Genomic DNA, 23,620 nt, shown 5'->3' with positions numbered 1-23,620 from the left:
TTAAAATGATGTTTTAAACCCTACTCTTATCCCAAACTTAGGACTAATAGGTCCATTAATATTTGTAAAGTCACTACGCCAAATAAAATCAACGCGAAGTGGTCTTAAATTTCCATATCCAATATTTTCTATCCCTACACCATATTCATAATAAGGTTTTTTATTTGGCGCTGCATAACGAATTGATGATCTATTGATTCGTTTATTTTTTTCAGATATGCTTCCATAAACAGTCCTAAAAGTTAATAGGCTTCGTAAACCTAACTTTTTAATAAGTGGAATCCTATTCATTAACAATCCATTGAAATGATGTTCTAAATGGGTTTCCACAGAACTATCTGCTACGTAATCATAATAGTCTAATAAGGCAAATGTATTAGGCGTTAAAAAGTAGGTTTGATTAGAAGCCACAGCTGTGAGTACAGATAACGGAGTTTTACCAAAAGTTTTATTCATGATTAACGTAGCATCTAATACGCCAAATTTCCCCATGTGTATTGGTTGATTGTACAATAAAGACAGCTTACTATAAGCTACATTTCCTCCAAAAACATTTTTATACGCCTTTTTATAATTAATTAAAATTTTTGAATGCAATTTTGGTCCTATTATTCTATCCACACCAAATCCATCTACTTGTCTTCCTGGCTGATAACTGACATACAAATCTGAATATACATCAGTAGTTTTATCTTCAACTATACCTCTATTTTCATTAAAAAACGCCATTGAAAAACGTTTGGTATCTGCTGAACTGATTCTTTCTCTAGCCATTTTCAATCCAATATTTAAGTTTTTAAAAACCTCAACATCAAACCTCAACATTTCTTTCTTCACCTTAGAAAGAAAGAAGTTATCTCCTCTAACAAATACTGCTTTTGGTCCTTTATCTGGCTGTGGAATTAAGTTTTGTTCATTAAATCTAGTAAACCCCATTTGCTCTACATCGTTTAGATACGCAGCTCCAACAGTTATTCTTGGATGTGCTGCAAGTAAATATCTTGCTTCCAACCCATATTTAAACATATTGTCCTTAAAACCAAAAGCTCCAAAACCGAGTAATCTAAATCGATCATCATTTGTTTTAAAAGTTCTAAACCCTAATCGAATTCGGAGGCCTTCAATATCATTCCTAGCAGTAGTTGTAAATAAGTTTCCCAATTGAATACCTGTAATAGGGGTAAAATACCCATCAGATAGTGTAAAGATTGTACCTGTAACTCTTTTTATTTTTGTGCTAGTTTTAGCTTTTGAAACCAATGCTAAAGTTTCTTTACCTAAAGAATCTTGTTTAGTTTGCCAATACTCTTTTTTCTTTTTAAACTGATTTTTACTTACTTGAATTAATTGATTTTCATAAAACGCTCTGCTTCTTTTTTTATCAAAAATATAATTAGAGTGTGCTTCTTTTTTCACTAGATAAATGCTCTTTTCTTTTTTATCTTTTGTTAAAAAGGTAAACTCTCCTTTATAGGTGTTTTTTTGTGGTAAATAAATACTATCATTTTTTAATTTAAATGTTTTATGGATACTTAAATCTCTTACAAAGTTTAAATTAACTTCTTTTAAAATTTCCATTTCTATAGCACTTAACGTAAAATTTTTATCAACTACTTTGAAATACCCCTTGAATACCAAATCTCCCTTTTGTCTAGGAAAAAAATGGATGGTATATTCTTTATTTTCCCCTATTTGAATACTATCAGATAAAACATAATCATAACTTCCAAATCCAGAAGTAGCTATGGGGCTTACAAAGGTTTTATCTAAAATGGGAATCTCATCTTTATATACATTAATTTCTTTAAATACATTTGTTGCCCTTGCAACATACTTACCTAATTGATGAATTCCCGTTTCTCTCAAAGCTTCCATATCTTTTCTTATCAATTTTAAAGAATTACTTCCATATACTTTTTCTACTTTCTCTATCAATTCCACTGGCATATAATAAGTATCGTTGTCATAATTCTGTCTAACAATCCCTTTCATTTCATCATATTTATTTCTAAGTACCTTTTTAACAAACATACTATCCATATTTCCAAAACCTAACTCTCTAGAGCTGTACTTTTCATACTCATAATTTGCTACTAAATCCAATCCATTTCGTTTTTTACGTTTCCAAATCTCTCGTAAAATTCGATACGCTGGATTGTCCTTCTTTTTTAATCTCTTTTTTGGTTTTTTTACGATTATTACTTCATCCAAATTCATGGAATCTTCATTCAAAATCACTTTTATATACTGTGATTTATTTTGCTTTAGAGCAATATTCTTCTCTTGAAACCCCATTAACTCAAATGACAATGTACTTTGATTTTTTATGCTATTTAATTCAAACTCACCATAATCATTCGTCGTAGTTCCAATAGTAGAATTAGCAAATAATACATTTACATAAGGTATTGGGTTATCATCTTCATCAACCACCACACCTGAAACTTTAACTTGACCAATCACCGATGTACAGACTATTAACATTAGCCTTAACAAAACACTCTTCATAAGTTACTATTTAACAGACCTTAACCTTGATCTATTAACATATACGGGGTTTGTTGAATGTACTTTACTATTATCAAATGGTCTAGATATTAAACTTTTAAAATCGCTATTCTCCTCTACATCCATATTCGTATCTATTCCGTGAATTATTTTATGTTGCTCCATACTTGTATACGTAGAAAATATGCGATCCCAAATACCTAAAATATCTCCGTAATTACTATCTGTATAAGGAAGTACGTAATGGTGATGAATATGATGTGTACTTGGTGTAACAAATATCCAAGAAACAATTTTATCTACTTTAGGAGAAAGTTTTACTTTGGAATGTGAAGTTAAATTGATAAAACTTTGGATAAATTGTTTTATTAATAAAAATTCCGCTGGAACTCCTAAAATAAAAACTATGATAGCTAAAAAGCTTACTCTTATTGCTGTTTCTCCTGGATGTTCTCTAACGGTTGTAGAAATATCAACTTCCATATCGCTATGATGCACTTGATGAAATCTCCAAAAAAATGGTACTCTATGCATCATTACATGATACCAATAATCAAAAAAATCTATGCATATAAACGCTACTAAAAAATACAGTAATTTATACTCCGTTAATGGAAGTATTTGTAATATTCCCCATTGTTCTGATACGGTCCAATTTGCTACCATAAAAACCATGGTAGAAAACAGCATTTGAACAGGTAATACTAAACTTATAAACTTTGCATTTAAAAAGGAATGCTTTGCTTTTACCTTTATGTTTTGTGAAAAAATAATAACTTCTAAAGCCCAAAAAAATAAGATAATTGAGGCAAAAACTATCAATTGTATTAACAATGGATTTTCTAAAAAATATGACATATATAGTTATTTTGATGACTTTTACTTACAGTTTGGTTAGTGTAGGCACAGTCTTCCTCTACACTTCTTTTCTAAAGAAATGCTAGAATGTTTTTTATTGAAATATTAATTTATTATGCAGTAAGCTATATAGTGTTTAGTTCACTTAGCTTTTTGCTACTATTTTATTTGAGTAACCTTACATCAGATTTAATTGCATACTCCACATATTCTGCTTGGTTTCTTTTGGTTTTATATGACTTATTTTGCATTTACTAAAAATACTTGTTGTAGCATATTTTTCTTTTGCTGAAAAAATTCCAACAATTAATACCCCTAAAATGATTAACACTTTCTTCATCTTTTTTAATTTTAATACTTAAATAAATTTGATTAGCTTTTTTAAAACATGTACTAGAAAAGTACTCAACAAAGAAACGTCAAACCTCTAAAAAAATGCAGAATAAGAAGTCCGAAAACGTGTATTAGGACACTTTTTGCTTCTTTTTGTATTCACTTGGAGTAATGCCTTCCAACTCTTTAAAAGACTTATAAAATGTTGATTTAGAAGAAAAACCAGCCTCTTTAGCTAGTCCTAAAATAGAGTATTGTGTAGCTTTTTCTGAAGCTATCAATTTTTTAAACTCTACTACCCTAAATTGATTGATAAACTGATAAAAATTCTTTTTTGTACAATTATTAATAAGGTTAGAAAGTTCTCTTTCTCTAACTTTTAATTCTTTTGACAAACTCTTAATGGTTAGATTTGGATCTGTATAAATTTTTTCTTTTTCTATTATTTTACAGAGGCATTCAAATTTTTTACTATCCTCAATTAATAGATTTTTTTCTTTATTAGGTTCTTCAGTTATTATTTTTTCTTGTGTTGGAATAACTTTTACTGCTACTAATTTTTCTTTTTGAAGTTCATCTTGTTCAAATCCTTTCACTCCCAACCAATACACAATAAAAAATGTTACCAAACTTTCAATAAAATCCGTAGCTATATCTAAACTTAAACTTTCATCTATTAATAATTCAGTAGTAAACATAAAAATATGTAAACCTATCACTGTTATCATTAATACTCTTATCCATGATAAAGTTTTATGACCAAATACAGGGCATTTATTTAAAAAACCTTTTCTATATTTTTTTAAATAATGCATACTTAAAATAAATAAAGGAACACTTGTTAATAAATATAACAAGGCCAATACTATTTCTTTAAATTCACTGTCAGGCAATAAATTTATAAGCAAACCAGGTATGTACAATAACAGCCAATACTTAATCTCATTTTTTTTACTATGAGAAACTATATATAAAAATAAAGAGGGCACAATAAACATAATAGTATTAAAAATAAAGGAACGCTCTCCTATCATTTTAATAACATCACTGTCTGTCAAAAATTCATTAATTAAACTATACGCTAAACTCCATATAAAAATGACTAAAAAAATATTAGACCAATTGTTTTTTATTTTATGGGTTAAAAATAAAAAACCTAACATTGCGCCTGAAAAAGCAGTTATAAGATAACAAATAACCGAAACTTGCACTAATATGTCCATCGTTTAATAAAATTTTGTCATTATAAGTTGCATCTGAAACAAGAACGTTACAATATATCTCAACTATATACTTGTTTATTTTTTTTATAAAAATACATTTATTACCTACTTAAAAACTATAAATAATTATAAACTATAGTTAAAAAACACAATTAATGTTATTTTAAAATTTACAACAAAGACTTATTTTTTTTAAGATTTTCGTAAATTGCAGACTTATTATTCAAGTTAATTTACGAATGGAACAAATAACTCCTTATAAACCCAAACATAAAGTACGAATTGTAACTGCTGCTTCTTTATTTGATGGACATGATGCTGCTATCAATATAATGAGACGAATTATTCAAGCTACTGGTGTTGAAGTAATTCATTTAGGACATGATAGAAGTGTAGAAGAAGTAGTTAACTGTGCTATACAAGAAGATGCAAATGCCATTGCTATGACATCCTACCAAGGAGGACATAATGAATATTTTAAATATATGTATGACTTACTTCAAGAAAAAGGAGCGGGTCATATCAAAATTTTTGGCGGCGGAGGCGGTGTCATTCTTCCTGAAGAAATTAAGGAATTAATGGACTATGGAATTACCCGTATCTATTCTCCTGATGATGGTAGAGAACTAGGATTACAAGGAATGATTAATGATTTAGTAGAACAATCTGATTTTGCTATTGGTGATACCTTAAATGGAGAAGTAAATAATTTAGCAAGTAAACAAATTGGTAGTATTGCTCGTGTTATTTCCTCTGCTGAAAACTTCCCTGAAATTGCCAAAGAAAGTTTAGCAGTTATTCATGAGAAAAATAAAAACGCTAAAACACCTGTTTTAGGAATTACAGGTACTGGTGGTGCTGGAAAGTCGAGTTTAGTAGATGAGTTAGTTAGACGTTTTTTAATTGATTTTCCTGAAAAAACCATTGGTTTAATATCTGTAGATCCTTCGAAACGAAAAACAGGAGGCGCCTTACTTGGTGATCGTATTAGAATGAATGCTATTAATAATGAGCGTGTGTATATGCGTTCTTTAGCTACTCGTCAGTCTAACTTGGCTTTATCAAAATATGTAAACGAAGCTGTTGAAGTTTTAAAAGCTGCTGAATTTGATTTAATTATTTTAGAAACTTCTGGTATTGGGCAATCGGATACTGAAATAATTGAACACTCAGATACCTCTCTTTATGTAATGACTCCTGAATTTGGGGCGGCTACGCAATTAGAAAAAATTGACATGCTTGATTTTGCTGATTTGGTAGCCATTAACAAGTTTGATAAACGTGGCGCTTTAGATGCTTTACGTGATGTAAAAAAACAATACATGCGTAATAACAACTTATGGGATGTACATATGGATGATATGCCTGTTTTTGGTACTATTGCCTCTCAGTTTAACGACCCTGGTATGAATTCGCTGTATAAAGCAATTATGGATAAGCTGGTTGAAAAAACAGGTGCAGACTTACAATCTACTTTTGAAATTACTAAAGAAATGTCTGAAAAGATATTTGTAATTCCACCTGCAAGAACACGTTATTTATCTGAAATTTCAGAAAATAATAGAGCTTATGACCGAAAAGTAGATACACAAGAAAAAGTAGCTCAAAAATTATATGGTGTTTACCAAACGATTTTATCTGTCATTCCGAACGAAGTAAAGGAATCTTTCCTTACAAAAAACGGAATAGACCAAGATGAGATCCTGAAACAAGTTCAGGATAATGATCAAGCTTTTATTAAGTTATTATTTGATCAATTTGACAAAATCAAATTAAATCTTGATCCACACAACTGGGAAATTATTTTAAACTGGGCAACTAAAGTTCAAAAATATAAAGATCCTATTTATACGTTTAAAGTTCGTGATAAGGAAATTAAAATAGCAACACACAGCGAGTCGCTGTCACATAGTCAAATACCTAAAGTGGCTTTGCCTAAATACAAAGCTTGGGGTGATCTATTACGTTGGAATTTGCAAGAGAATGTACCTGGTGAATTCCCATATGCTTCCGGATTGTATCCTTTTAAGCGTACAGGTGAAGATCCTACACGTATGTTTGCTGGTGAAGGTGGACCGGAACGTACCAACAGACGTTTTCATTACGTAAGTTTAGGTATGCCAGCTAAACGTTTATCTACAGCTTTTGATTCGGTTACTTTATATGGAAATGACCCTGGACATAGACCTGATATTTATGGTAAAATTGGAAATGCTGGAGTGTCTATTTGTTGTTTAGACGATGCTAAAAAATTATATTCTGGTTTTGATTTAAGCCATGCAATGACTTCAGTATCTATGACTATTAATGGCCCTGCTCCTATGCTTTTAGGATTCTTTATGAATGCGGCTATTGATCAAAACTGTGAAAAATACATAAAAGAACATGGTTTAGAGGCTAAGGTTGAAGCTAAACTAAAAGAGTTGTATGATAATAAAGGAATTGATCGTCCGAAATACAATGGTGATTTACCTGAAGGAAATGACGGTTTAGGTTTATTACTTTTAGGAGTTACTGGTGATCAGATTCTACCAGCTGATGTATATGCAACAATTAAAACCAATACCTTGGCTCAAGTTAGAGGTACGGTACAGGCTGATATTTTAAAAGAAGATCAGGCACAAAACACCTGTATTTTTTCTACCGAATTTGCGCTTCGCCTTATGGGAGATGTGCAGGAATATTTTATTGAGAAAAATGTTAGAAACTTCTACTCTGTTTCTATTTCTGGGTATCATATTGCCGAAGCTGGTGCAAACCCTATTACACAATTAGCCCTAACCTTAGCTAACGGGTTTACCTATGTTGAGTATTATTTATCTAGAGGAATGGATATTAATAAGTTTGGACCAAACTTATCCTTTTTCTTTTCTAATGGTATTGATCCTGAATATGCTGTAATTGGGCGTGTTGCGCGTAAAATTTGGGCGAAAGCTTTAAGGTATAAGTACAATGCTAACCCTAGAGCACAAATGTTAAAGTATCATATTCAAACTTCTGGACGTTCTTTACACGCTCAAGAAATTGACTTTAATGATATAAGAACTACACTCCAAGCGTTATATGCTATTTATGACAACTGTAACTCACTACATACCAATGCGTATGATGAAGCTATAACCACTCCTACAGAGGAAAGTGTGCGTAGGGCTATGGCCATTCAGTTAATTATTAATAAGGAATTAGGATTGGCAAAAAATGAAAATCCGATTCAAGGTTCTTTTATTATAGAAGAGTTAACGGATTTAGTAGAAGAGGCTGTTTTAACTGAGTTTGATAGAATTACTGAACGTGGTGGTGTTTTAGGAGCTATGGAAACCATGTATCAACGTTCTAAAATTCAAGAAGAAAGCTTGTATTATGAAACGTTAAAACATACAGGTGAATTTCCAATTATTGGTGTAAATACTTTTTTAAGTTCTAAAGGATCGCCTACGGTTACACCTCAAGAGGTAATTCGTGCTACAGAAGAAGAAAAGCAATTTCAGATAAAAACCAAAGAGAATTTGAATGAGGCTAATAAAGAAAAGGTTCTTGAGGAATTAAAACAAATACAAACTGCTGCTGTTCAAAATGAAAATATTTTTGAACGTTTAATGGAGGCTGCAAAAGTGTGTTCTTTAGGACAAATTACGGCTGCTCTATTTGAAGTAGGTGGACAATACAGAAGAAATATGTAATAAAGCAATGTTTACATATGTATTTTATAAGGCCTCACATAATTTTATGTGAGGTTTTTTCTTTTCTACAGTACATGTCAAAGTTTTTTTATATTTTATGTACGAAAATGTACAACCTTTAAATTATGTTTCTTACTACTATTCAAAAGACTACCTTAACTCTATTTTTCTTCATAATTACAAATAGTTATAGTCAATTAGATGCTGGAGCTCTTCTAGGTTTACCTACAGCAACTACAACTACAGAAATGAATGGTATTACTGGAGCTACTGCTGGTGCTATACTTTATAATGCGGAAGAGAATAGAGTATTTGTATATACAGGAACAGTCTGGGAAGGATTGAATGGCGCTGGTTGGTTACTCAATGGAAATTCTGATGCTACAGGTACTTCTTTTTTAGGAACTACCAATGCTATAGATTTAGTTTTTAGAACCAACAATACTGAAAACTTAAGAATACGCCAGAGCAACGGATATATTGGTTTAAATGAACCCACACCAACAAGTCCTTTACATATTGTTAGAGATTTAGCGGATGGCATAGGAATTATTCGGGTAGAAGGTACGGAACCAGATATTAATTTTAACGATACCGATGGTGGATTTAACACCTTTACTTTTGAAAATAATGGGCAACCTCGTTTTGCTTTTGGAAGAAGGAATACGGATAATTTTTATATCACACGTAACTCTGGTGGTAGTTGGTTTGATCAAACTTTTAATATTACTAGAAATGATGGTTTTGTAGGTATTAATACGGATAGCCCGCAAGCGTATATAGATATTAATAGTAATACCAATGTACCTTTACGCTTAAGACCTAATACTTCTACTCCTACAGGAACCAATAATGGCGAATTTTTTGTAGCCAATAATGGTTTACTACATGCTTTTGATGCAACTAGAAGTAAATGGTTAAGTGTAGATCGGTTTAATGTATTTTGGGGAAGAAATAGCAATAATACTACCAATCAATATTTACGACAAATTAATGGTGCGCAATCTAACAACACAGGATGGCGTATGATTAGAAATGGAACGATTACCGCTATTTCTGTACAAGGAAACATCAATCAGACGTACACTGTAGAAATCCGAAAAAATGATACTGCTACTGTAATTACTTCTATTACCGTAACCAATAGTCAAGGAAATCATGATACTACTATTAATATTGATTTTAATGAAGGAGACTTTTTACAATGTTTTTTAAACGGAACTAGTATTGATTATCCTCAAGTAATGTTAGAAATTGCTTGGAGACAGTAAAATTCTTTATAACTACTAACACTTTTCTCATCTAATTGGAAAGTTCCAAAACCGTCCCTACACCGTACGTATCAAATTGGAAAACTCCAAAACCATCCCTACACCGTACGTATCAAATCGGAAAGCTCCGAAACTGCCCTAACCACTGCTTTTTATTTTTTATGAGTTGGCGCTCGACTCTGTCGAGTGTTATTTTCACTATATTTCTCTTAAACAAAAAACTACCTTATACTTTATTATTGTAAGGTAGTTTTATGGTTATTGTTGCTTACTCATAATCGGTACTCGATAGAATCGAGCACTAACCGTTTCGTTTTAATTTTCATTCGGGCGCCATCTGGGGTCGAGCACTAACCAGTTCGTTTTAAGTATTATTCGGGCGCCATCAGGTGTTGGCGCTCTACTCCGTCGAGTGTTCTTTTCAAACTATATTCATTTTAAACAAAAAACTACCTTACTTGTTATTGTAAGGTAGTTTTATAGTTATTGTTGTAGCTTACTCGTAGTCGGTACTCGATAGAATCGAGCACTAACCGTTTCGTTTTAATTTTTATTCGGGCGCCATCAGGGGTATTCTAATCATTACTTTTTATTTTTTTGAAGGTTGGCGCTCGACTCCGTCGAGTGTTGTTTTCAACCTATATTTATTTTAAACAAAAAACTACCTTACACTTTATTATTGCAAGGTAGTTTTATAGTTATTGTTGTAGCTTACTCGTAGTCGGTACTCGACAGAGTCGAGCACTAGCCGTTTCGTTTTAATTTTTATTCGGGCGCCATCAGGGGGCACTAACCAGTTCGTTTTAAGTATTATTCGAGCGCCATCTGGGGCTCGACGCTGTTGAGTGTTATTTTCACTATATTCCTCTTAAACAAAAAACTACCTTATACTTTATTATTGCTAGGTAGTTTTATAGTTATTATTGCTTACTCATAATCGGTACTCGACAGCGTCGAGCCACTAGCCACTAATTTTAATTTTTTTGTAGGTTGGCGCTCTACTCCGTCGAGTGTTCTTTTCAAACTATATTCATTTTAAACAAAAAACTACCTTATACTTTATTATTGTAAGGTAGTTTTATGGTTATTGTTGCTTACTCATAATCGGTACTCGATAGAATCGAGCACTAACCGTTTCGTTTTAATTTTTATTCGGGCGCCATCTGGGGAATCGAGCACTAACCAGTTCGTTTTAACTATTATTCGGGCGCCATCTGAGTTTTTTTAATCTTTAATTAAATTTTTTAATTGATTTTCTATTTGCCCTCCTATTATTCCTGTATTAATTTCAAGTCCCTTCATAAGGAGGCCTTTTTGTAATTGTGTGAAATTATAATTACTAATAAAGTCTGTTGCTTTATTATGAATCTGGCCTTTAATATCACCTACTAAAAGAGAAACACCAACATCAGTTATGTTAATACCATTACCTAAATATGTATAGCCTCCATCAAGTGTATAACTAGTTGTAGCTGATAAAATACTTGATACATTTCCATTAATTAAAAATGAAGTTCCAAAACTCACAATATTATATTGTCCAAAAGACACACTACCATTATTGCTTAATTGTCCTAAAGTCTGGCTACCAACATCTACTGCTAAATTACCTAATCCTGTTCTAACACCATTAATTCCTAATCTCAAAACTCCTGTTGAAGCTCCAACTCCTGAAACCATAGGAGTACTAATCCCATAAAAAGCGGATTTCATTAAAAAATTACCTAATCCGTCAGGATCCCAGTTGTACCACCCAGCATTAAAGTTATCAGAAAAACCACTCCAATATGATCTCCAGTACATACTGTTAAGCCAATCTTCTTTACTTTTAAATTTGTTAGAAATCCAGACTTCATCTAATTTATTAGTGGCATTAGTATATGTTTGATTTTGAGAGTCACAAGATATTTTATTCCCTTCAGAATCTACACAGTCAGTACCACCATCCGGATCAATTCTAGTAATAGGGTTATTCCCCATGCCCAAATAAGGAGAACTATATTGTCCATAGGGATCTGTAGTTAACCAACGTCCAATTCTGGCATCCCATAAACGTAATTGAAAAGCTTCTTTTCCAGTTTCAGGATCTTTTTCTTGTCCTTGATAGGCATATCTATACGGTTCTCCGTTTACTATTTGTTTACCAGGCATTGGCATTCCAAAAGGATAATAATCCGTAGCGCTAGTTAACGCCATAGCTTGTCCTTGAGCATTTTTACCTACTACGGCACGTACATTTCCTAAATGGTCGGTAAGTTGATAAAAATGGTTACCGTCTGTTTTTCTAACGCCTAGACGGCTAGCTCCATAAATGGTGTTTTCAATAACCTGTCCATTACGATAAATTGCCATAGCTGTTCCCGCAGCATCTCGTACATAATGTTCGGTATAATTTAATGTTCCAGTTTCTGGCTGATACGATTCTTTACGTACTCTGTGGTTTTTATCGTTGTAAAAGAATTTTACGACAGGGATATTCCCTTTGGTAACTTCGGTAACTAAACCGCTCGCATTGTATGTATACCTTACAATAGCATTAGGATCCGCTACTGTTACATTTTCATGATCTTCTATTAATTGCCCAATGTCGTTATATTTATAATTCTCACCAGTTTGGGTTTTTATATCATTTGCATTGGTATTTTCAGTAACGGCATCTTCTACACGTAGTAATTGATTCGGTTTATCTGCCTTATAGGTGTATGATAGTTTATCCATTGCATTACTACCATTTTCAGTCAGTTTATTACGTTGCAAGGTTTGGATATTTCCGTTAGCATCATAGGTAATATTGGATACATCATAATCTTTATCTGAAGCTTCAACTGAACTTGAAACCGTTTTTGCATTTACATAGGTACCTTGCGTTACTTTAAACCCAGGCAACCATTTGATTTTTTGTTTAGCACGTTGCTTTTGAGTTTCTCCCGAAGGAACTGGAGTTGAAAAACTTTCAACATCCTTATAATTAATCATTTCTGTTCCTCCTTCATGATTAAAATAAGCATTGGTTAACCAGTTATTTTTATTATAGGCATAATAATAACTATCTTTATTAGTTTGATCTTTGGTGCTCCATGTAACCGATTTTATATTCCCATTGTATTGATCTATTCCTTTATCTGAGGTTGGCACATAACGAGGTGTATTTCCAGATCGGGCATAATCTCCATTGTAATAATTAATAGTCATTCCAAAAAGATCATTCCCATCAATTCCTGGATCACTTCCAATCAAATTAGGATGATTAATTCCTTTTAATGCACCTTGTAGGTTATATACATAATCGATTCCTTGTAAACCTTCTGCTAAATTAACACGCTTTAAGGCTCCTGTTTCGTAATAGTCGTATCGTGCATGTTCTGTATAGTTGGTGTCATTGGTAGAGGTTTCTACTTTCACTAAGCTATAGTCATCTTGATCATAAGTATAACGATGAATAAATTGTTCGGTAGCATGTCCTTTCTGAAAGTATACTTTGATTACTTGACCATTTATAGGATCATATTCATAATCGATAGTTTTTACTTCTGCTAATCCTGCTATTTGCTGTACTATCCATTGTACCCTTCCATAAATATCATAACTATACCAAGTAGTTGTCTCTGCATTAGATGTTTTAGCTACATTCCCTGCTACAAAAGACTGTCTTGCATAATTCGTTTTTCTTGCTTCAGTTCCAAATGCATTGGCTATATCTAAATTGTTAGGTATATCATAAAATGTGTAATGTGTTTCTTTATAATCATCACTTAAAAAATAGGAGGTATCTAAACCTTCAATTACATCTTTAGGAATATTTACAAAAGGATTAGAGCCATTAGGAGTATATGTTTTAAGGAAAGCCAAATCATTATCTGTATACACACCACTTTCAATAGGTCTACCACGTTTATCATAATTGGTATAAGATAATTCTTTGTTTTTCCATTGCTTGGTGTTGGTTGAAAAACGAATTTGTCCATCTTTACGATATAAAAACCAAGCTTGTCCTTCGTCTGGACTTGTAGTGGTTTCTAATTGTCCTAAAGAGTTATAGGTAAATGTACTGGCTAACTTTTTTCCGTTAGCATCTTTTAAAGGTTGTTCAGACTTTAATAATCGTCCTGCTTTATCGTAATGATTTAAACTATAGTCATAATAGTTTTCTGGATAAGTAACATCAGTTTGATTTGGAATAAAGCGATCCATGTTTCGAACAGCTATACGGTAAAATCCATTTGATAATTCTGAAAAGCTAGTGTTTACTTCCTTTTCTGTAATTAAATCGTATATATAATAAGAACTACTATTGGTACCAGAGTGTCCAACAACAGAAATTCCTTTCCTACCTACAGGAATATGAATATCTACATAACCTTGCTCTCCTATTAGAATAGATGCTGTTCTTGTGTTTTCGATACTTCCTTCTTCTTTACCACTACGGGCAGCTGCTAAAACGTTTCCTTCTGCATCACTAAACACTACGTTTTCAACGCCATGTAAATTTCTACTTACTGTTTTTATAATTTTGTAATGATAACCATCGTATTTATTATCACCAAAAGCAACAGTTTGAGTTAGCTCTTGTCCTGCAGGCATTGTAAAGGAATACCCATGTCTCCATTGCCCGTTCATTTTATTACCTCCTATGGTTTTTAAAGTACTACCTGGATTTAACTCACTATAGATAGTACGAGCATAAGGACGATCCGTGATATCTTGGTAAGGCTCATCAGTATTTAATGTACTATAATACCAACCTAAGGAGTTTTTGGTTGTGCCTACTGCAGATGGATTTTCAGTATTGTTTTCGAAATCCGCAGCAGAAAATTGAATTCCATCAGATTTTTGAATAAAATCTTCTTTAAAATAAAATTGATAAGGGAAAAACTCTCCTTGATTAGTTGGTGCTGATAATGTTTGTAAAGCTGGGCGACCTTGACTATCATACAAGGTATGGGAAGCCCAAGTTTTATTCCTTTTATAGTCTCTGGATTGAACTTGAACAATTTTCCCTAAACAATTGTAATAGGACTTACTTCCTGATATTTTTTTCTCGTTTACATCATATCCTGTAACACGAATTGTATTCCAAGGTTCATCAACCTCCTCTGTAGGAGCTGGACATCCTTTAAATAAAGGACCTCCATAAAGCCCTGGACATTGATCATTAGGGGTTTCATAATAATTTTTCCCTGGCCTAGTACAGCTATTTTTGGTATTTCCCTCTTCTCCAAAACCATCACCATCAGTATCAAGATACCAAACCTTTTGATATTTATTAGGATCACTATCAAAACAGTCTTCATTATTAGTAACATATTTCGTTACATCAGAAGAAGGGTTTTTACACCTCCTTATGGGAGCAGAGTTTATATCTCCTTTGTTATCTTTATCCTTATCAATATACCAAGCTCTCATTTGAACGTTTGGATTGTCGTCATCACAGTCGTTACCACTATCTACATATGTATAAGAAGTATTTGTGGGAGGTTCACAACCTATTGAACTTGGCTTGTCAGGATCACCTTCTCCATCTCCATCTGCATCAATGTACCAACGTTTAGGTAATTCTCTGTTATTATCATTACAATCTTTTCCTGGAGTAGTTGTATAACATACTCCATTTTCTGAAAAACTTTCTCCTCTATCTATTTTACAGGCGCCTCTTTTAGTTCCAATACCGTCACAATCTGCATCAAGCCAATACCATCTGGTATTTTCTACATCACAAATATCTTGAGCTTTAACAGTATAACTCAGTAATGAAATTACTAAGATTAAAACGATGTTATATTTATTTTGACTTTTCATTTTTTCTTAGGTATTAAGGTTGTTCATCCATTGGATTATTATCAATAGGTTGTCCATCTCTACCTGGTCCTTGTTGATTGTTTCTAGGTTGATCATCTGGAATCGGATTTCCATCATCGTCATCATCATTATTACATATTCTTTGATGACTATGAGCTCTTTCTACTGTTCTACCTGTAATTTTATCTCTTACCCAGCATTTATAAAAAATTCTTCCTTTAGGACAATACGTTTGAATTGTTATAGTTTTACTAGAACCATATCCAGAGAAAGAAAAATTGCTTCCAGTCCTGTTTTGATCAAATTCATATTCATATTCACCTGAACCTCCAGTAACTACAGCCCTTACAGTGGTAGTGTTATCTGTAGCACTATCTATAGGTAAACGTAAATATAATTTGTCAGGATCTAAATCTTCAGTTGTAGGCACATACTTATAATGGTAATTAATTTCTTTTTGTAATTTAAACCCACCAATAATTCCAGTATCATCGATTACTTCAGTGTATGTCTTTTTCAATCGTCCTGCATCATCATATTCATACTTTGTGGCTAAATTATTAGCCCCAATAATGTATGAAAGCTCATCTCGTTTGTTGTATACATAACTGGTCATGTTAGATTCTATAGGGAGAATCCTAAAATCATCCAAATCAGAAGTTCCATTGGTGTAGATTTGTAATGTAGTTTCTTCTGTAGGGATATCGATATATCCACTTAGTTGTACCCAATCTCCGGCCGTTATCGTTTGACTTGGCTCAAACTCTTGTACAAAAGGGAAGTGATTTCCTACTTTTCTAACTATCGTTAGGTTATTTTCTTGTCCTTTACGCACCCAAACAGATACTTTATAATAAGATTCTTGTACTTTACGGTTGGAGTCTATAGGAAAAGTAACTTCAAAGGCTTCTGTATTACTCGCACGAATAATATGATTCCCTGTATGAGCTTTGTCTATATTCACAATACTTCCATTTGTTTTTATCTCTCCATCTAAATATGTTATTCCATTAATGACTCTAGAGTATTCAGCTCCACTATAAAACATTTCTGTATATTTTGAATTACAGGTCGCAATAATTTTACTATCACGATCTCCCATTTTAGTAGCGATACTATTCCCATTAATATCTTCAGTTTCTAATGGCATAGAGAAATGATCGTATAAATTAACGGTAGAAGTATTGATCCATTTATCATTAGGTTGATTAAAGTCTTCATGAAAATTAAAATTGTCAAAATCTCCAGAATAACTTAGATACACACCTGTAGAATCTACTTCACCTTTCCAAGCAAAGTTTTTATGTTTACGCCATACTTTTGGAGTTGTAGCACTTTCAATAGTACCATCTGGTTTGCGATAATTCCAAAAACTATTCCAAGTAGTAATATTAGCTCCAATGGTTTTCCAATCTTCTCCTTTTTTTATTTGGGTAAGGTTAGCTGCTGATTGTGATAACATATTTCTGTTATTGATGTTATCTACTTTGGATCCCATTTCAGGATAAATGGAATAAGCTGGAATAGTTTTGGATTTTATTTCAGTACCATCACTTAAAGTGGACGTAGTCTGTATAGGTTGTCCGGTAACAAAATCGTAAGAGTCAAAATTAATTTGATTTTTATAGTTTCCTACATGAGTACTTTGATACTTTAAAACGTTAGGTAATTTAATTTTACTTGAAGAAATTAAAACTAGTTTGTCCGGATTATCTCTTGAGGCTACTTTTTTATAAACCTTATTAGTTTCTTGATGTAGCCCTTGTTGAATTTCTTCGGTATTTTTATAAATATTATATGAAGCAGAAATTCTTTGTCCTTTTTCATTATAACTTATTTTAGACAATAAACTACCAAGCTTTGCTGTATGATCCGTCAATGTGAATTTAGATAAATTTGCTTGCATAGAATTACCAGATAGTGTTACATTATGATATTGATCTTGATTTCTTTTAAGTGATAAAATTTCTCCTGATTTAAGACTATTCATTGTAAATCCACCACTTAAATTTGTAACCATTTTTGGTAGAACTTGAAAAGTATACTCGTCTTTAGTGGTAACTTTACTCGAAATATCTTTATGTGCTACAGTTACTTTTTCATACATTACTCCTGGAGCAGGTATTTCGCCAATAAATTTTACTTGTTTTTCTTGTTTAGAAGGAGCATAAGAAGTTACTCCTGAAGATTTATTAAGTAAATTATAACTATAAGAAGAGGTATATTTTTTGCCATCATTTTCAACAGTTAAGTTTTTTACCCTTATTCCACCACCTTTTTTATCAGTGAATGTACTCGAAGGAGTAGTTTGTGCTGCTTCCATATAATAACTGTCTTCTTCATACTCTATATTAATAGTGCCTCCTGTTGGTGTAGTAATTTTATTCATACTCCAAGCCTGAGGAATTCCTTTATTATATCCCCAATCATCTACATTATCTATATTGTAAACAGCAGAGTTTATATAATCAAATTTGAAAGGAGGTATTAGAAAATCATCGTTTTTCCCTCTTGTAGTAACTTTCTCAAGTGTTAATTTTCCTCTACTAGTGTTATAAGAGTTAGGAGATTGAGTAGCCAGTTTATAAGAATAATCAAAATTTATTGATTTTATAACTCCTGTTAACTTTGAAGCTTGTGCTGTAATATCTTTTAAGTCAAGTATATTTCTATAAAAATGAGAATCCCAACGTCTTTCATGGAGTGGTTTAGTTATTGAATAAACAGGTCCAGTAACAATATTAAACTCTTCGTAAAAGCTATCCATTTTTATCTCCCCTCCAAAGCGAGATCCTATTTCATGAGGATTTGTTTTTATAATTTCTTCATTAATTTTATTATTCTTTAAAAGAATAATCTTTGATAATTTTAAAGAGTGTTGTTTTTCAAATTTGAAAAAATTACTATGTTTTGAATCTATTTGAGCATAAGCAGGGCTAGCACTAACAATACGCATATTGTCATAAACCCCATTAAAATAGTTTTTACCATCGTCACCTCTAACATAACTTTGTAAATGTCTATCTCTATATTCTTTAGGAGTATCTTTTGATCCGAGATTAAGTAATCCTGAAGAAACATTATCATCTCTTATTGATTTTACAAATAAAGCTGTATGTGTTCTTGTTTTTATTTTATCTAAATAATATACTTCTTTTACTCCCCATTGATAACTTTTTGTTTTTTCTGATTTATGATAACCACTAGCAGGAATGCGCCAAGCATAACCTTCATTCCACATGCCGTAATCAAAACCAACCCAGTATCCGTAATCATCTTTATCTACTATTTGATTATTATTTACATCAATATAATCAGGTCCTGTAACTGCTGTTAATAGCCAGTGAGTAGCGTAAGGGGCTAATTGCATTTGTTCTGAAAATTGTTTTCTAATATCCTTATCAATATCCGAAACTCTAGAAAATTCTTCATGATGGTACACAGGTAGAGAATAATGATACGTTTTACCATCTGAAGCCGTTACTTTATAAGCACCTATTCCGTCAAGAACTTCATCTTTAAGTCTTCTTCTGTTAAAACTATAGGGTTTTAAAATTAAGCTTGGATTATCAATAATTTGCTTATTTGTATACGCGCTGATATAAGAACCTTTTCGCATAGTTCCGTTAGCGTTTGTTCCTTTATAGGTTTTATCATCAATTGTAAATGTATCTTCTATAGTTTTACTTAAAGTATTAATAGCAAAAATAGAATTATAAGTATTTGAATTAACCGACCAATTACCAGATTTTACTCTTAAATATGATGAGTTTTCATTTTCAAAATAAAAAGGTATTTGATTAATACTTTTAGTAAACTTATCTCCAGATTGTCCTATTATAGGATAATTATAAATTGCACGAAGGTTAGCCCTTCCTCTATCATCTGTTCCTAAAACTCTTTCCTGAATTTTTAAAGGAGCCTCTTGAAAAAGATATGGTTTTATTGAACCAGATATACCTTGACCAGAAACAGAATAATTATCATAACTTACTTTAGAGTAATTAGCCCTTCTAGCTTGTTCGTTAGGATCTTTTTCATAATAAGACTCATGAGAATCGAAAGCTACTTTCCAATCAAACAAACTTTCTTTTAATGTGTTTTGAAGATTTCCTGCGTAAAGAGCACCATCAAAAGTACTATAGTCATTTTCATAAGCCCAATATTTTGTTTTTTGATATTTGGCATTAATATTAAATTTTCCTAAAGGGATATATGCTGTTAAGGTTTTGGTATCAAATGACATTCTAGTATCCATAGCATTATTTCCTTTAGTTTTTTGAGGTAATCCATTTATGTTAATACCTCCAGAGAAACCATTATTTGAATTATAGGAAAAGCCTAGACTTGATAGTTTTCTAGAAGCAGTTACTGAAACATCGGTAGTACCATCAATAAAACTTTGATTAACTGATGTAGAAAATTTTATTGGACTTTCGGTATTAGCGCCATAAGTATATGAAGAATTAATACCAACACCATCAGTACCTAATCTCCCTCTTATTGATAAGGGAGTGTTTTTAAAGCCTACACTACCAGTTACTCCAATATCAAATCGATAAGAATTTTCTCCATGTGAAGATTGGTGTTCAGAATAACTAGCATACAAACCTGCTGAAAAAGCACTACCATCACCTCCCCATCCAACACTTACTGAACCAGAATAGGATGTGATAGTTCCTCCTTCGTCATAGAAAACACTGTACTTTCTTGTATTTTTCCAATCATCTGGTACTCCATTCACAGATCGATTAATCGCCCCAGGATTTAATGACCAGCCTAAACCAACCCACGAAGCCTCTTGGTCCATAGCAATTCCTGCATGATAAGAAAGGGCCAGGGGGTAACCACCTTCAGGAGAAGGTACATTTAATAAGGGTAACACATAAGAAAAATCTCCAGTTACCAAGTTTACCATATCAGTCGCATCTATAGGTTCAAAAGCTGCTGCCTCGGGTGCATTAGGTCCATTATTATTGGCCCATAATTGATTATGGGGTAATAGACTTTGCATAAATACACAGATAAAGAATAAAGCTATTCTTCGATGTGATGCTTTGGTATGCTCTTTTTTTGCCAAGGTTTTATCTACAATAAACCTTTGAGCAATTTTTTTTATAATAGCACTATTCATAACATAATAGTCTTTAATAGTTAAGTTTTAGAAATAAGTATATTTTATACTAAACGTTGTAAAAGTTACATGAACTAATTAGTATGATTATTTTTTATTCTTTACCAATAACAATTCTTCTAATTTTTTTAATCGCTCTTCTTGTGTTTTTAATTGCTTTTCTTGTGCTTCAAGTTTTTTCTCTTGAGCAATTGTATACAAAGTCAATTCTTCAATCTTTTCTAGAAGTTTAGAGTTAATTTCTCCTAATTTTACACCATTTTTATGTACTTCAGTTGCTGAAGGAATATTAATAAGATGTCCTTTTTCTTTGATGTGTGTTTCTACTTCTTTTAAGGTAGGAAGTTTATAGTCATTTTCAAAAACATAATCTGCCCAATCAGATTCTATTGTTACTTCTTTAGCTCTTATTTTTCCATTAACTGATAATTTATAATCAGCACTTGGATTCAGAGTTCCTATACCTACATTTCCATTAAATGTAACCTTTTGAGGTAAAAAACTTAAAGGTACATTTTGAAAAGTTCCATCACCCCAAGTACTAATTTCCATAGCACCGCGAGATTCGTACCACCCCATAAACATTCTTTTGGTTTCTGAAGTATTTGAAAGCTTTACTTGCCAAGTATCTCCACCAGCAATGTCTAAAGCTCTATCAGGAGATTCGGTTCCTATTCCAACATTCCCAGTAGCTAATAAATTTCCTTGAACTTCCGTTTGCCCACCTACAGCAAATGTAGTTTCACTAGAAGTCGGTTTTACATTAATACCTACTTGATTGGTACTAAAATCTCCATAAATTAATGGAATTTCATTTTTAGAGTTTTCAATATATAATTTGTTGCTTCCTAGTTCATCATATCCTGCACTATACCCCAAAAACACATTTGAATTCCCTTTGTTATTCGTTCCTGAACTAGATCCTATAAATACATTCTTACCTCCTGAAGTATTATTTCTACCAGATGAAAAACCTATGTATATATTACTGTTACCATTTCTGTTGCTAAATCCAGAAAAAGCACCTAAAAACATATTATATCCTCCAGTGTTGGTATTTAAACCAGAACTAGAACCGAAAAACATATTGTAAGAAGCTGTTGTATTGTTAAATCCAGCACTTCTTCCTAAAAACATGTTGTGCGTTCCTGTAGCATTTTTTGCACCTGCATTATAACCAAAGAACGAGTTATCGTTACTCGTGGTTAATGCTCCTGCATTATATCCCAAAAAGGTATTTTTTTCTCCTTGTGTACCAGAGCCTTCACCGTAATTTGTGGTTGTTTGTGCTTGATTTTTTTGAACTTGCACAATGAATATTGCTATTAAAATGTGTAGAATACTTATTCTTTTCATGTTTAGTAGTGGTTTTAATTTAATCCAACAAAGTTAACATTTTACACTTCCCATATTATTGTTTTTTTACACTAATTGTAATACTAAACTCACCTTATAGCTTATTGAAAACCTTCATATATTTTCTTGACATTTATCAATCTTTAAAAATTGAAAAGGGTTTATTTTTATAATGGAAATTAACCTTATATACATGTCTAAAAATATAGCTATTATTGGTGGTGGAATTGGTGGATTGACCACTGCTTTGTGCTTTGAAAAATTAAACATACCATATACTCTTTATGAAAAAACACCCGTTATTAAAGAAGTAGGAGCTGGTATTTGGCTACCTCCTAACGCTTTACAGGTTTTTGAATGGATTAACCCTCAACTATTAAAAGCTATTATAGATTCGGGAAATTCTTTAGATGTCATACGTCTTGCAGACCATCAACTAAAGTCTATTTCAAATTCTGAACAAACATTTGTTAAAGAGAAATTTGGCTACACTACCATTGCTATACATAGAGGTACACTTCAGAAAATATTACTTAACTTTTGTGATCAAAAAAACATTCAACTAAATAAAGGTTTCGAAAAATACTCCATTAATTCTGATACTTCATTTAATATTCATTTTTCGGACAATACTATTGTTAAATCAGATTCCATTCTTGGTGCGGATGGACTCAATTCTAAAGTTAGAAATCAATTATTTCCCAAAAGTAACCTAAGGTATTCTGGGCAGACATGCTGGAGGGGAATTTCAAACTTTACATTACCTAATGAGCTAACGAATGTTGGCTTTACGCTTTGGGGCAAACAATTACAATTTGGTGTATCTAAAATAGCTCAAGATAAAGTGTATTGGTTTGCAGTAAAATTGAGTCCTCCTAATTATAAAGGTATTGACAACCATAAAGAGCTTCTTTTGCATTTATTCTCTGAGTTTACTCCTATTGTGAATCAACTAATAAGCAATACTACTGTTGAAAAAATTATTAAAAATGACATTTATGATTTAAACGTATTATCTAAATGGCATAATGGTGAAATTTGTTTACTTGGTGATGCTGCTCATGGGATGACACCTGACCTTGGTCAAGGTGGAGCTCAAGCTATTGAAGATGCCTATTTTATTAGTAATTTCCTAAAAAGATATCATCTTAATTTTAATACTGCTTATAATGAATTCTACAAGCATAGAAAACCTAAGGTACAGCATTTAGTGAGGCAATCTAGATTTACTTCTAAAATTGCAATCACCAATAAAATTGGGGAACTTATCAGGAATTTTATTCTAAAAAGTACACCTGATAAATTAATGCAAAAACAAATGTATTCTATTTACAAACTAAACAATCATCATTTTATTTAATTCCTTCAAGATTTACACATCCTTTTAGAAGGCTTAACAAAAAATAGTAAGCTACAAGTTTAACTCCCATAATTACAGTTTTTACTCTTTTTTGTATAGCG

Annotated in this window: 10 protein-coding genes; 3 read left to right on the top strand and 7 right to left on the bottom strand. The window is 32.1% G+C overall.

What is annotated here, in order from left to right; genetic code table 11:
* From ABNT65_RS01090 to ABNT65_RS01075, 4 genes are all read right to left on the bottom strand, one after another.
* A complete protein-coding gene (locus tag ABNT65_RS01090) occupies window positions 1-2,508 on the bottom strand; it encodes a DUF5686 and carboxypeptidase-like regulatory domain-containing protein (RefSeq protein ID WP_348746927.1) in 2,508 nt (835 codons plus the stop codon).
* 6 nt (window positions 2,509-2,514) lie between these two features.
* Window positions 2,515-3,366, bottom strand: a complete 852-nt coding sequence (locus tag ABNT65_RS01085) for a sterol desaturase family protein (RefSeq protein ID WP_348746926.1) — start codon at window positions 3,364-3,366, stop codon at window positions 2,515-2,517.
* Between the two features lie 178 nt (window positions 3,367-3,544).
* Window positions 3,545-3,706 (bottom strand): hypothetical protein, encoded by a 162-nt coding sequence (locus ABNT65_RS01080; RefSeq protein WP_348746925.1) that lies wholly within the window; start codon window positions 3,704-3,706, stop codon window positions 3,545-3,547.
* Between the two features lie 124 nt (window positions 3,707-3,830).
* Window positions 3,831-4,922, bottom strand: a complete 1,092-nt coding sequence (locus tag ABNT65_RS01075) for a helix-turn-helix domain-containing protein (RefSeq protein WP_348746924.1) — start codon at window positions 4,920-4,922, stop codon at window positions 3,831-3,833.
* Window positions 4,923-5,161: 239 nt separating this feature from the next.
* Here ABNT65_RS01075 and ABNT65_RS01070 point away from each other — a divergent pair, with 239 nt between their 5' ends.
* Together ABNT65_RS01070 and ABNT65_RS01065 are read left to right on the top strand one after the other, a co-directional pair.
* On the top strand, window positions 5,162-8,602 hold the full coding sequence (locus ABNT65_RS01070) for a methylmalonyl-CoA mutase family protein (protein ID WP_348746923.1): 3,441 nt from the start codon (window positions 5,162-5,164) through the stop codon (window positions 8,600-8,602).
* Between the two features lie 125 nt (window positions 8,603-8,727).
* Window positions 8,728-9,873, top strand: a complete 1,146-nt coding sequence (locus ABNT65_RS01065) for a hypothetical protein (protein WP_348746922.1) — start codon at window positions 8,728-8,730, stop codon at window positions 9,871-9,873.
* 1,224 nt (window positions 9,874-11,097) lie between these two features.
* Here ABNT65_RS01065 and ABNT65_RS01060 read toward each other — a convergent pair.
* From ABNT65_RS01060 to ABNT65_RS01050, 3 genes are all read right to left on the bottom strand, one after another.
* Window positions 11,098-15,669 carry an RHS repeat-associated core domain-containing protein gene (locus ABNT65_RS01060; RefSeq protein WP_348746921.1) on the bottom strand — a complete coding sequence of 1,524 codons (4,572 nt, stop codon included), beginning with the start codon at window positions 15,667-15,669 and terminating at the stop codon, window positions 11,098-11,100.
* A 13-nt stretch (window positions 15,670-15,682) separates the two neighbouring features.
* On the bottom strand, window positions 15,683-20,803 hold the full coding sequence (locus tag ABNT65_RS01055; protein ID WP_348736973.1) for a hypothetical protein: 5,121 nt from the start codon (window positions 20,801-20,803) through the stop codon (window positions 15,683-15,685).
* 87 nt (window positions 20,804-20,890) lie between these two features.
* Window positions 20,891-22,159, bottom strand: a complete 1,269-nt coding sequence (locus tag ABNT65_RS01050) for a hypothetical protein (protein WP_348736975.1) — start codon at window positions 22,157-22,159, stop codon at window positions 20,891-20,893.
* 193 nt (window positions 22,160-22,352) lie between these two features.
* On the opposite strand from ABNT65_RS01050, the gene ABNT65_RS01045 reads away from it, so the two are divergent.
* Entirely contained in the window at window positions 22,353-23,519 is a 1,167-nt protein-coding gene (locus tag ABNT65_RS01045) for an FAD-dependent monooxygenase (protein ID WP_348746920.1), read from the top strand.
* Window positions 23,520-23,620 lie beyond the last annotated feature (101 nt).

The organism is Tenacibaculum sp. 190524A02b (genome assembly GCF_964036645.1).
GTDB classification, from domain to species: Bacteria; Bacteroidota; Bacteroidia; order Flavobacteriales; family Flavobacteriaceae; genus Polaribacter; species Polaribacter vairaonense.
The sequence above is the reverse complement of the archived record's forward strand: the minus strand, read 5'-3'. Positions and strand labels throughout refer to the sequence as shown.

Bases quoted from the DNA above. Each gene is read 5' to 3' on its own strand.
- ABNT65_RS01090 (WP_348746927.1), bottom strand. From the start codon at position 2,508: ATGAAGAGTGTTTTGTTAAGGCTAATGTTAATAGTCTGTACATCGGTG.
- ABNT65_RS01085 (WP_348746926.1), bottom strand. From the start codon at position 3,366: ATGTCATATTTTTTAGAAAATCCATTGTTAATACAATTGATAGTTTTT.
- ABNT65_RS01080 (WP_348746925.1), bottom strand. From the start codon at position 3,706: ATGAAGAAAGTGTTAATCATTTTAGGGGTATTAATTGTTGGAATTTTT.
- ABNT65_RS01075 (WP_348746924.1), bottom strand. From the start codon at position 4,922: ATGGACATATTAGTGCAAGTTTCGGTTATTTGTTATCTTATAACTGCT.
- ABNT65_RS01070 (WP_348746923.1), top strand. From the start codon at position 5,162: ATGGAACAAATAACTCCTTATAAACCCAAACATAAAGTACGAATTGTA.
- ABNT65_RS01065 (WP_348746922.1), top strand. From the start codon at position 8,728: ATGTTTCTTACTACTATTCAAAAGACTACCTTAACTCTATTTTTCTTC.
- ABNT65_RS01060 (WP_348746921.1), bottom strand. From the start codon at position 15,669: ATGAAAAGTCAAAATAAATATAACATCGTTTTAATCTTAGTAATTTCA.
- ABNT65_RS01055 (WP_348736973.1), bottom strand. From the start codon at position 20,803: ATGAATAGTGCTATTATAAAAAAAATTGCTCAAAGGTTTATTGTAGAT.
- ABNT65_RS01050 (WP_348736975.1), bottom strand. From the start codon at position 22,159: ATGAAAAGAATAAGTATTCTACACATTTTAATAGCAATATTCATTGTG.
- ABNT65_RS01045 (WP_348746920.1), top strand. From the start codon at position 22,353: ATGTCTAAAAATATAGCTATTATTGGTGGTGGAATTGGTGGATTGACC.